Below are 13572 nucleotides of genomic sequence, written 5' to 3' on the forward strand. Positions count from 1 at the left end.
TTAAATGAGTAATAACGAACAGACCCTGCTTAAATTAAGACAAGCGGTTCTCCAGAAAAAAATTAAAGAACGCATCCAAGATAGCCAGGTTGTGGAAAAAAGCCAAATTGTGCCGAGAAAGGCGGATCAGCAAACACTCCCTTTATCTTGGGCACAACAACGTTTGTGGTTCTTGGCGCAATTAGATCCGGCAGCACAGACTGCCTACCATATTCCCGGTGGCCTGCGTCTGCAAGGCCATCTGAATCTGGATGCACTGCAAACAGCGCTGGATAGCGTTGTTGCTCGTCATGAGATTTTACGTACCACCATCAAGACAGTAGAAGGGCAAACGCGGCAAATCATTGGTAAACCAGATAGCGGTTTCGCTTTGGCAATAGAAGATCTCAGTCATATACCAACCGCTGAACAGCAATCCATGATCGGGGAAATCGCTGAGTGTGAAACCAGTCAACCATTCGACTTTGCACAAGGCCCCCTAATCAGGGGCCGGCTACTGCGGCTGGCAGAAAATGAACATATCCTGCTGTTAACTCAGCATCATATTATTTCCGATGGCTGGTCGCTCAATATCCTGATGCATGAACTTTCCACGCTTTATCACGCATTCAGCGAAGGGAAGCATGATCCTCTGCCAGCCCTGACTCTCCAGTATGCCGACTATGCCCTATGGCAACGGCAATGGTTACAGGGAGAGGTGATAGAAAAACAGGTGAATTTCTGGCGTGATGCGTTACAGGGTGCACCTGCGCTTTTGGAACTCCCTACCGACAGGCCACGCCCGGAAAAACAGAGTTACACAGGTGGACATATCGATATCGTCCTGCCACCGGAATTAAGTGCCGGATTAAGGGCACTGAGCCAGCGTCATGGTACAACGCTATTTATGACGTTGATGGCAGGATGGGCTACTTTGCTCTCCCGTCTCAGCGGGCAGACAGATTTAGTGATAGGCACGCCGGTTGCCAACCGGCAACACCGCGAACTGGAGCCGCTAATTGGTTTCTTTGTCAATACATTGGCACTACGGGTTCAGTTAGATGACAACCCAACTATCAGCAATTTGCTGGCACGGATCAGAAGCCATGCCCTGAAAGCCTATGCGCATCAGGATCTACCATTCGAACAACTGGTTGAAGCACTGAAACCGCCGCGCAGCCTCAGCCATAGCCCAATTTTTCAGGTCATGTTGTCAGTGGATAATACGCCGGAACAGCAGAGTATCGAATTGCCGGGTGCTACCATCAGTGAAATTGATGTCACCGAAAACAGTTCGCATTTCGATCTGTCGCTGTCAATGAATGATACTGAAAATGGCTTAGTGGGGGATTTGGAATACTCCAGCGATCTGTTTGATCATGCCAGCGTTGAACGTATTGCCAGTTACCTGCAAACCTTGCTAACTGCGATGGTTAAGGACGATTCGAAACGAGTGGCCGATTTACCATTATTGCAACCACAGCAACGCACTCAAGTTCTGGTGGATTTCAATGATACGGCTTTCCCGCTCCCGCAAACATTGCTGATCCACCAACTGTTTGAGCAACAAGCAGAACGCACTCCTGATATTACCGCATTAGTCTTCGGTGATAGTCAGTTGAGTTATGCAGAATTGAACCACCATGCCAACCAATTGGCACATCACCTGATTTCTTCGGGTGTGCGCCCTGATGATCGCATTGCTATCTGTGCTGATCGCAGTCTGGATATGATCATTGGTATGTACGCGATTCTTAAAGCAGGTGCGGGTTATATCCCACTCGATCCGGAATATCCTGCCGAACGGCTGGCCTATCAGTTATCGGACAGCAAACCGGTATTATTGCTGACGCAACAACATTTACAGGCACGCTTGCCAATACAGGACATCCCTGTCTGGCTGCTGGATGATCAACATAATCGGGTTAGCGTGGCGAAACAGCCTGCCCATAATCCTGATGCCGGCCAATTGGGGCTGCAACCCCATCATTTAGCTTATATCATCTACACCTCCGGCTCTACGGGCATGCCTAAAGGCGTAATGCTGGAACACCGCAACGTGGTGAACTTTATCCATGCACAGCAGCAAACCAGTGAACCCAAACCGGGGGATCGCATCCTGCAATTTGCCACTGTGGCTTTTGATACCTCGGTGTCTGATATCTTCCCCACCCTTGCATCTGGTGCCACACTGGTTCTGCGTCCACCCCATATCAGAATACCGGATAAAACATTTGTTGATTTCCTGCGTGAACAGAAAATCACCATCATGGATATGCCGACCGCATTCTGGCATCACTGGGTGCAAGAGATGACGGCGGGTCGCAGTGGTTTCAGCCCTTACCTCCACACGATCATTGTAGGTGGTGAGAAAGCTGAATACCGTCATTTAATGAACTGGCTATCCAGCCCGGAAACACAGTCCTGCCGTTGGATTAATTCCTACGGCCCGACCGAAACCACGGTTATCGCAACCACACTGGCTTTAAAGAACCAGAAATTACCTGAACTGGCAGGAATGGTTCCGATTGGTTATCCATTACCCAATACACGTATTTATATTCTGGATACACAAGGGCAGCCAGTACCTATCGGTGTCAGTGGTGAAATCCATATTGCCGGCGCAGGGGTGGCCCGTGGCTATTTGAACCGACCCGATTTAACGGTGGAGAAATTTGTTGCTGATCCATTCAGCATCGATCCATTCAAAGAAAAGCCTGATGCCCGTATGTATAAAACCGGCGATTTGGGGCGCTGGCTGCCAAATGGCATGATTGAATATCTGGGACGTAACGATTTTCAGGTCAAGATACGGGGTTTCCGCATTGAACTGGGCGAAATTGAAGAGCAACTGGCCGCTTGTGAAGGTGTCAGCGATGCCGTCGTTATCGCCCGTGAAGAAGGCATGGGTGATAAACGTCTGGTGGCTTACCTGATCCCAGAGGCTGGTGTCACACTCATCCCGGCTCAATTGCGTGAACAACTCAGCACTCGATTAATGGAGTATATGCTGCCCAGTGCGTTTGTCATGCTGGATACTTTCCCGATGTCCGCCAATGGCAAATTAGATCGCAAAGCGTTGCCGGCTCCTGATAGCGCCGCTATCGTCAGCCGTGAATATGAAGCACCACAAGGTGAAATTGAGCAGAAACTGGCATCAGTCTGGCAATCTTTACTGAATCTGGAACAGGTCGGACGACAGGATAACTTCTTTGAGTTAGGTGGGCATTCCTTGTTGGTGGTCAACCTGATTGAACAACTGCGTCAACAAAGCCTGTCTCTTGACGTCAGCGCGGTATTCTCTGCACCAACACTGGCTTCCATGAGTGCGCTTATCAGTCAGAATGATGACTTAGCCAGCACGGTACAGGATGTGCCACCGAATCTCATCCATGAAGACAGTCTGGCGATTACGCCGGATATGCTGCCACTGGTGGAATTGACACAAAACCAAATCGACCAGATTGTTGCCCATGTGACAGGCGGCATTCCTAATATTCAGGATATCTACCCATTAGGGCCATTGCAGGAAGGCATTCTGTTCCATCACTTGCTGGAAACAGAAGGCGATCTCTATCTGGATAATCATTTAATTATCTTTGACAGCCGCACACGACTGGATACTTTCCTACAGGCACTCCAGCAGGTTATTGATCGGCACGATATTCTGCGCAGCGCCATGCACTGGCAAGAACTTCTTAAGCCAGTGCAGGTCGTCTATCGCCAAGCACTGTTGCCCATTATAGAATTGACATTATCAGCAGAAGAAAGCGCTGAAATACAATTACGCCGCCTCACTGATTCTCGGGCAGTACGAATGGATATCACCAAAGCGCCATTGCTGGCCGCACACATTGCCGAAGATCCTGCTTCCGGTCAATGGATGCTCTCCCTGCTATATCATCACTTGGTTTGTGACCATATATCACTGGATATGATTTTCGGTGAAATACAGTCAATTCTCTTGGGGGACAACACCGGCCTGTCTACGCCACTGCCTTACCGTAATTTTATTGCTCAAATCAGCAAAGTGCCGCTGGAGGCCCACCAGACTTACTTCCGTGAGCAACTGGGAGATGTCGAAGAGCCAACCCTCCCCTTTGGATTGCTGGATGTACAGGGAGGTCATCTCACCGAAACAGCAGAAAATACTTACACATTGGATAACGAACTGGCTCATAACCTACGCGACTGTGCCCGAAAATTAGGTATGAGTTCAGCCGTGCTGTTCCATGTAGCCTGGGCACAAGTTCTGGCACGATGCAGTGGGCAGAATGATGTCGTGTTTGGTACGGTGCTGTTGGGACGTTTACAAGGAGGAGTCGGTGCTTCCGAAGTGCTCGGTATGTTTATCAATACGTTGCCTATCCGCATTAAATTAGGGACGCGTACCGTTCAGCAAGCTGTACAGGAAACTTATCAGCAGTTAAGTGCACTTTTAGAACATGAACAGGCCCCACTGGCTGTCGCTCAACGTTGTAGTGGCATTCAGGCACCGTTGCCACTGTTTAACAGCCTGCTCAACTTCCGCCATAGTCCGCGTGAAGATGAACAACTTGCTTCACAGGCCTGGGAAGGGATTCAGGAACTGGCGGGAGAAGAACACAGTAACTACCCCCTGTCGCTTGATGTAGATGACTTTGATGACGGATTTGCTTTAACCGCGCAATGCAGCCAGCAAATTAACCCTGCCCGCATTAATACCTACATGAATACCGCCCTGAAAGGGATTGTAGCCGCCCTGCAACATGTCCCTGAACAGACAATTGAAACGATCGATATCCTGTCCCTGACAGAGCGTACCCAATTACTGGAAATCTTCAACGATACCGCCATTGCCTATCCGCAAGATGTCTTGATTCACCAGTTGTTCGAACAACAAGCAGAGCTGACACCAGATGCCATCGCGTTGGTATTCGGCGAGAGCCAACTGAGTTATGCTGAACTGAACCGGTACGCCAACCAATTGGCATACCAACTGATTGAATCCGGCGTCCGTCCTGACGATCGCGTGGCAATCTGTGCTGATCGCAGTCTGGATATGATCATTGGCATGTACGGCATTCTTAAGGCGGGCGCGGGCTATGTTCCGCTCGATCCGGAATATCCGGCTGAACGGCTGGCCTATCAACTGTCGGACAGCAAGCCCGCATTATTGTTGACTCAACAACATTTACAGGCACGTTTGCCAATACAAAACGTCCCTGTCTGGCTGCTGGATGAACAACAGAATCGGGATAGCGTAGCACAACAGCCTACCCATAACCCTGATACCAACCAATTGGGGCTGCAACCGCACCATCTGGCCTATATCATCTACACCTCCGGCTCTACGGGCATGCCTAAAGGCGTGATGCTGGAACACCGCAATGTAGTTAACTTTATCCACGTCCAGCGACAAACCAGCGAACCCAAATTAGGTGATCGCATCCTGCAATTTGCTACCGTGGCATTTGACACTTCGGTGTCTGATATTTTCCCCACCCTCGCCTCAGGCGCGACACTGGTTCTGCGTCCGCCATATATCAGAATACCGGATACCACATTTGTTGATTTCCTGCGGGAACAAAAAATCACCATCATGGATATGCCAACCGCGTTCTGGCATCACTGGGTACAAGAGATGATGGCGGGTCGCAGTGGTTTCAGCCCCTATCTGCACACGATCATTGTAGGTGGAGAGAAAGCGGAACACCGCCATTTAGTTGGCTGGTTGTCCAGCTCAGAGACACAATCCTGCCGTTGGATTAACTCCTACGGCCCGACTGAAACAACGGTCATTGCCACAACGTTAACGATCGATGACCCACATTCTCTGCATGTGACTGACAATATTCCGATTGGCCGACCACTGCCGAATACCCGTATCTATATTTTAGATACACTCGGTCAGCCGGTTCCTGTCGGCGTGAGTGGTGAAATTCATATCGGTGGTTCGGGTGTTGCCCGTGGTTATCTGAACCGGCCAGAACTGACCGCAGAAAAATTTGTTGCCGATCCGTTCAGCGCCGATCTATTCAATCAACAGGCCAATGCCCGTATGTATAAAACCGGGGACTTAGGGCGCTGGCTGCCAAACGGCATGATTGAGTATATGGGACGCAACGATTTTCAGGTCAAGATACGCGGTTTCCGCATTGAACTGGGAGAGATTGAGGCCCAACTGGCAAACTGCGAAGGCGTCAGCGATGCCGTCGTTATCGCCCGTGAAGAAGAAGCAGGTGACAAGCGTCTCATCGCTTATGTGATCCCGCAAACGGGCGTCACGCTTACCCCCGCCAATCTGCGCGAGCAACTGAGTGTCAGCTTGATGGAGTATATGCTCCCGAGTGCCTTTGTCATGCTGGATGCCTTCCCGCTCTCCGCCAACGGTAAATTAGACCGCAAAGCACTGCCGGCCCCTGATCGCACCGCTACTGTCAGCCGTGAGTTTGAAGCCCCGCAAGGTGAAATCGAGCAGAAACTGGCAGCGGTCTGGCAATCCTTGCTGGGATTAGAACAGGTCGGACGCCATGATAATTTCTTTGAACTGGGCGGGCATTCTCTGCTGGTAGTCAGCCTAATCGAACAATTACGCCAGCAAGGATTATCGATTGATGTCAGCGCCGTCTTCTCCGCCCCCACACTATCTGCCATGAGCGCTCGCTTAAATCAGAATAGTGATCAGGATGCCGATAGACAGGCCATTCCACCTAATTTGATCCGTGAAGACAGCCAGAACATTACTCCGGATATGCTGCCACTGGTGGAATTAACTCAGGCCCAGATCGACCAGATTATTGCCCGCGTACCGGAAGGTGTTGCCAATATTCAGGATATCTACCCGCTCGGGCCATTGCAGGAAGGTATTCTGTTCCATCATTTACTGGAAGAAGAAGGCGATACCTATCTCGAAAACATTCTCATAAACTTTGACAGCCGGAGCAGACTGGATAACTTCTTACATGCCCTCCAGCAGGTCATTGATCGGCATGATATTCAACGTAGCGCCTTCCATTGGCAGGAACTGCCCGTACCTGTACAAGTTGTCTACCGCCATGCTCCACTGCCAATTACCGAGTTGACGTTATCCACTGAAGAAAGTGCCGAAGCACAGTTACAACGTCTTACCAATCCTGACACAGTACGTCTGGATATCACCAAAGCCCCATTATTGGCCTCCTATATAGCCAAAGATCCTGACACGGGTCGGTGGTGGCTGAGCTTGTTGCATCATCATCTGGTTTGTGATCACCTGTCACTGGAAATCATTTTCGGTGAAATACAGGCATTGCTTTCAGGGAAAACAGTCAGCCTGCCCGTACCTGTTCCTTACCGCAATTTCATTGCTGAAACCCGTAAGGTGCCGATTGAAGTACACAAGGCTTATTTCCAACAATTGCTGGGGGATGTAGAAGAGCCTACCCTACCCTTTGATTTACTTGATGTACAGGGAAGCAATCGTGATGAACACGATGAAATAGTGGAAGATATCTTCACACTGGACAGCGAACTGGCACAGCAGATCCGTGATTGTGCCCGTCAACAAGGTATCAGTTCAGCCGTATTGTTCCATGTCGCATGGGCCCAAGTATTGGCACAATGCTGCGGTCGTGATGATGTGGTGTTCGGCACAGTTCTGTTGGGTCGATTGCAGGGAGGCTTGGGCGCATCTCAGGTACTCGGTATGTTTATCAATACCCTGCCTGTCCGTATTCAATTGCAGGGACGCACGGTTAAGCAGGCGATACAGGAAACTTATCAGCACTTGAGCGAATTGCTGGATCATGAGCAAACACCATTAGCCATTGCCCAGCGTTGCAGTGGCGTTCAGGCTTCATTGCCGCTGTTTAATAGTTTGCTCAATTTCCGTCATAGCCCGCGTGATGACGAACAATCCAGATCATCGGTATGGGAAGGCATTCAAGAACAGGAAAGTGAAGAGCGTAGTAACTATCCGTTGTCACTGGATATTGATGATTTTGATGACGGATTCGAACTCACGGCACAATGCAGCCAGCGAGTTAATCCTGTGCGCATTAATGCCTATGTCAACGCCGCACTGAAAGGAATAGTGGCCGCATTACAAAATACGCCTGAGCAGGCAATCCAATCGATCGATATCCTGCCATTGGCAGAACGCACCCGGTTATTGGTGGATTTTAACGATACTGCGCTGGACTATCCGCAGGATATGTTAATCCACCAATTGTTCGAACAACAGGCAGAACGCACACCGGAGGCGACTGCGCTGGTATTCGGTGACACGCAATTAAGTTATGCCGAATTAAACCGCCACGCCAACCAACTGGCGCATAAATTAATTGCGGCGGGGGTACGTCCTGATGATCGTATCGCTATCTGTGTTGACCGCAGTCTGGATATGATCATTGGCATGTACGCAATACTCAAGGCGGGTGCCGGCTATATTCCGCTCGATCCGGAATATCCCATTGATCGATTAGCCTATCAGTTATCGGACAGTCAGCCCGTATTACTGTTGACCCAGCAACATTTACACAAGAGTTTGCCGGTACAGGGCTTAGATGTCTGGCTGATGGATGATGCGACTCAGCGGGATAACGTGGCAAAACAGCCTGAACATAATCCTGACGCCATCCAATTGGGTCTTAAACCGCATCATCTGGCCTATATCATCTATACATCGGGTTCAACAGGACAACCAAAAGGTGTAATGCTGGAACACCGTAACGTGGTGAACTTCATCCATGCTCAGCACAAAACCAGTGAACCTCAGTCAGGGGATCGCATACTGCAATTTGCGACGGTGGCATTTGATACCTCAGTATCCGATATTTTCCCGACCCTTGCCTCTGGAGCAACCTTAGTTCTGCGCCCTGCGCATATCCGCGTGCCGGATGCAGAATTTGTCGCTTTACTGAACGACCAACAAATTACCATTATGGATATGCCGACCGCTTTCTGGCACCAATGGGTACAGGAGATGATGGCGGGACGCAGTGGCTTCGGCCAACATCTGCATACCGTGATTGTCGGCGGTGAGAAAGCAGAACTTCGTCATTTGTTGAACTGGCAGTCAAGACCGGAAACCCAATCGTGCTGTTGGATTAACTCATATGGCCCGACGGAGACGACAGTTATTGCAACCACATTAAAACTGGATGGCAAACAATCGACTGATATCACCGATAACATCCCGATTGGTTACCCACTGCCCAATACGCGCATTTATATTCTGGATGCACACGGACAACCTGCTCCTCTTGGCGTGAGTGGTGAAATCCATATTGGCGGTGCAGGCGTTGCCCGTGGTTATCTGAATCGACCAGAGCTGACCGCAGAGAAATTTGTTGCCGATCCATTCAGCGTCGATCTATGCAAAGAAAAGCCTGATGCCCGCATGTACAAAACCGGAGATTTGGGACGCTGGCTGCCAAATGGCACAATTGAATATCTGGGACGTAATGACTTTCAGGTCAAACTGCGTGGTTTCCGCATCGAACTTGGCGAGATAGAAACTCGTTTAGTGCAATGTCAGGGCGTGCTTGAAGCTATCGTCCTTGTCCGCGAAACAGCCCCGGATGATAAGCGGCTCGTCGCCTATGTTCTGCCTCAGCCCGGCGTTACACTCGTTCCCGGTGAACTGCGCCAGCAGCTTTCACAGCATCTTGCAGACTATATGCTGCCTGGCGCATTCGTCACCCTTGATGCTTTCCCACTCACATCCAATGGTAAGATCGATCGTCAGACATTCCCTGCCCCTGACCAATCTGCCATCGTGGCTCGTGGTTATGAAGCTCCTCAAGGGGACGTGGAAACAGCACTGGCTCAGATTTGGCAAGAATTGTTAGGGTTAGACCGTGTCAGCCGCCATGACCACTTCTTCGAATTAGGCGGGCATTCGCTGCTCATCCTGAAAGCCTGCTCTTTAGCCGTAGAAAAGTTTGCGCTGGAACAAAATATGATGGCGCGTTTGATGGCCTTTACAACCATCAAAGATCAAGCTCACGCCATTGAAAACCGTGAGAATGCTGATGTGGGTTCTATGGTCGCTCTGTCGCAGAATACCAAAGCAACACCGCTGTTCTTTGCACCGGGAGCCGGGGGACATGTATTCTACTTGCGGGAATTGGCGACAGCATTAGAAGGGTCTTATTCGGTTTGGGGCATGCAGTCTCCGGAACTGGATGGTCGCAATGCACCTCCATTGAGCCTTGAAGCTATGGCTGGCGCAATGATCAACGACCTTAAAAAAGTCCAGCCAAATGGGCCTTATTACTTGGGCGGACATTCTTTCGGAGGCTGGCTTGCCTTCGAAATGGCTCAACAACTTGTTCAACAAGGTGAAAGCATTGGCTTACTGGCTTTGGTCGATAGCGAATCTCCGCTTGAGAGTTTAGTGCAACGGGTTGAATCAGAATGGTCTAACAGCCAGTGGATAGCCGAATTTGGTAATGTTCTTGCTGCACTGGAAGGGGCAGAAGAGAACTTCACTGAAGAAGAGTTTCAATCTATGACAGAAGAAGAGCAGATTGATAGTTTGCGACTTCGCCTGATTGAAGAGGAACTTTTGCCACCTCAACTGGAATCTCGTGAAATAGCAACCTATTTAAGTGTGTACAAGGCTCACTCTTTGATGACTTATCAACCACAAGAGCACTATTCAGGAAAGATTAACCTATTTATGGCAGAAGATAAGCAAGAACATGAGGGGCCAAGTACTTCTGTCGAGCGTTTTATTGACGGATGGAAGACAATCCTGACTGGAGAAGTTGCGGCACAGAGTTTATCTGGGGATCACATCACCATCATGCGACAACCTTTTGTTCAGGAGTTGGCATCAGCTATGATCAATGTAGATAAGCGAATGAAGATGTAAGCACACCTCACCATTGATGATAAACAAGGGGCAGCCAATATGGCTGCCCTCAGACCGCTGACAAACCTTATTTCCCAGACAGGGGTGCTATTGTTTTACCACCTTTAGCCCAAATGCAGGCGACGATCATTGCTTATCACGATAAATAAAATGCCGGATAAAAACCACCTTCAAAGAAGGTAATGCTATTCGGTTAAGACATTTTGATAAAAATTTTCTTGTTAAGAAAACAGAAACAAGTCTGGATGAGACTTGACTATGCAATACAGGTACTGGAGGCGGATTTTGAAGTAATAGTAATAAGTGAAGAGTGAAGAGTGAACGCTCATGTTCGCGCCCTTCGCTAAGAGTCATTTAATGACTTACTGTTTCTTATGGCGAACTTCAATAATTACATTGCTATGAGATAGCGTATTTAAAATTTCATCCATTTTTTTTGTGTTAACTTGATCTAAGTTAGAGTCCCATTCATCCAAAAGGATCATTAGCCCATTTTTATTAATTAAGATATTTAACTGAGATAATTGTCTTTGACCTGTTGAACCGATGTTGGTTAGATTCCCAATCTCTATACCCGGTCCCAAAAATAAAGATTCAGGGTGTTTACTTTTTATACTCTTTAACAAAGTTGATTTTCCTACACCATTATTACCTTTAATCAAAAATCTACCAAAAGAACACTCATTTGATATTAAAAAATCCATAAATGAATTTACATTGTATCTATTCCCATCAAATAAATTGTATATTTCTATTTTTTCATTATCAATTTTTTCGTTATAATCATAAAGATCTAGTTGACTTACAAAAAAATCAAGATTAGATAATTTGTTTTTTAATAAAATTAATTGACTTGAGCTCATACTAGCAGCATGTATATTTTGGAATAACTGAATTGAACGAGGAAGAACAGCTACTAAAGCACCAATAGAAACATAATTATTCGATACTTGATAATAAGATATAATAACGATAACAGGGATAGAAAATAATATAGGTAAACATGAGATAACCTGCTCTATAATTTTGTATTTTTCATTCATATTGAAAAATTTTTTTGTTTTTTCTGAAGCATCTTGATATGCTAAACAAGAAAAAAACGAATTACCATAAAAAATATTATCCCAAATTTTCTCAATCGAACTTAGCGCTGTAATTTTATTGTTTTGAATTTCACCAGCCAATACATTTATTTTATTTCTATAAATGCATAATAAAGTTACTGATAGTAACATACATAGCATTATCATCAAAGACAAAACATAACCAATAACAAAAAACATGGCTATAATAGTAAAAAATACATTGAAATAAATGGCAATAATGTCTACAAATGCAAAACCAGCTTCATTTAAAGTGCTAAGTGATTCACCGCTAATCCATAAATTAGTTTTTCTTTTATTTTTATCAGATGATAATGCATGATTTTTACTTATTTCAGTCAAAGTCTTTTTATAATAGTTTCCCCATGCATCATTAGATAATTTTGTTCTAAAGAATAATGATGCTGAACCAAGAAAATAAGCCAATAAAATAAGAGAGAAAAAAACTAATTATAAAAAACTTGTTAGACAATATAATCTTCATTTTTAACCTTCACCTAAAGATAATATATTTAAATTCACCTTCAGTTCATTACCAATATCTTCTGGTAATTTACTTAAAATATAAGTAATTTTAGATTCATAATATTCAAGACCTAATTTATCAAATAAAAATTCCCGTTCTTTTTTATTAAAATAAAAAGCCAAACATGAAATAAATAATCTATCTTCATAAGATTTAAAACGAGTTTTCACATGATCAATAATATATTGCGATGCTTTTCTTAAAGCTACAATTGATATTATTTTATTTCTGATATTTTTCTAAGAACTCTAAATAAAATGGCTTTAGACCTTCTATTATAGAAGGCGGAGTTTTTCCTATATATCTTTTCGAAAGGAGATATACATTCTCTAGATGTTCTTTAGTTTTTTACGTTCTCACTCTGGGGGAATATGTTATATGTCAAAAGCCAGCATATTCATTGGCCCTAATACAGACACTTCCTCACTTTCCATTTTAACTACCTGAGCTTCCGAGCTTTCTATATCTGAATTTTTAATTGATGCAATGATTTCTTCAATATTCATTGATTACCTATTTGTATATTTAGTTATATAGCATTCATCCTTAATAAAGGAAATGAATCACAATAAATTAAAATTCAACGACCTATATAAAAAATAAGAACTTATTTAATCTGATAAATAACAAACTAATTAAATTCTTCGTAGAAAATAACTTACTTATTTTTTTATATCAATCATAGTGTGGACAACTTGTGATTGATGTCAAATAATTTGTTGCTGATATGCTATATATTTATATATTAATGGTTAGCATTTTGTTAACAAAAACAAGGGGTGACCTATACACGGATAATTGTGATTTTATATTCTCTTTCTGGGAGAGTCCTCATGGAGGCCAGCGCATTTTCACTCCATTTCAACCAAATTGAAGGCAACAGACACTCTTTCAGAATCCAATACTCTTGTTTGATATTTTTTTGACTGTTTGCTTTGTCATTGCCGATTCAGAAGGCTAACAAGATATTGGGTCACCCGCAATGGTTCCAGAAGAAGGCGCTATTCAAATATGGAAGCAGGTTTTGAAGTAATGAATGAAGAATGAACACTCATACTCACACCCCGCCTTTTGTTGAACTTATGTTAAATATTGGTTTTAAATAGATGGATTTATATTCTATT

At 45.6% G+C, this 13572-nt stretch carries 4 protein-coding genes; 1 reads left to right on the forward strand and 3 read right to left on the reverse strand.

Annotation, left to right across the window (positions count from 1 at the left end; translation table 11 throughout):
• The first annotated feature begins 4 nt into the window (after nt 1-4).
• The gene (locus tag AB204_RS12860) at nt 5-10819 is read left to right on the forward strand and encodes a non-ribosomal peptide synthetase (RefSeq protein WP_047963768.1); all 10815 of its coding nucleotides are present in this window, start codon (nt 5-7) and stop codon (nt 10817-10819) included.
• A 362-nt stretch (nt 10820-11181) separates the two neighbouring features.
• Here the strand turns inward: AB204_RS12860 and AB204_RS12865 are convergent, their stop codons facing one another.
• From AB204_RS12865 to AB204_RS23795, 3 genes are all read right to left on the reverse strand, one after another.
• Nucleotides 11182-12348 (reverse strand): hypothetical protein, encoded by a 1167-nt coding sequence (locus AB204_RS12865; RefSeq protein WP_047963769.1) that lies wholly within the window; start codon nt 12346-12348, stop codon nt 11182-11184.
• Between the two features lie 60 nt (nt 12349-12408).
• Nucleotides 12409-12618, reverse strand: a complete 210-nt coding sequence (locus AB204_RS12870; RefSeq protein ID WP_047963770.1) for a hypothetical protein — start codon at nt 12616-12618, stop codon at nt 12409-12411.
• A gap of 204 nt (nt 12619-12822) precedes the next feature.
• Entirely contained in the window at nt 12823-12954 is a 132-nt protein-coding gene (locus AB204_RS23795) for a hypothetical protein (protein WP_268802296.1), read from the reverse strand.
• Between the last annotated feature and the right edge of the window lie 618 nt (nt 12955-13572).

This window comes from Xenorhabdus khoisanae, from assembly GCF_001037465.1.
Lineage (GTDB): Bacteria > Pseudomonadota > Gammaproteobacteria > Enterobacterales > Enterobacteriaceae > Xenorhabdus > Xenorhabdus khoisanae.

What these genes read in the sequence shown, in the direction of transcription:
- AB204_RS12860 (WP_047963768.1), top strand. Translation starts at nt 5, where the DNA reads ATGAGTAATAACGAACAGACCCTGCTTAAATTAAGACAAGCGGTTCTC.
- AB204_RS23795 (WP_268802296.1), bottom strand. Translation starts at nt 12,954, where the DNA reads ATGAATATTGAAGAAATCATTGCATCAATTAAAAATTCAGATATAGAA.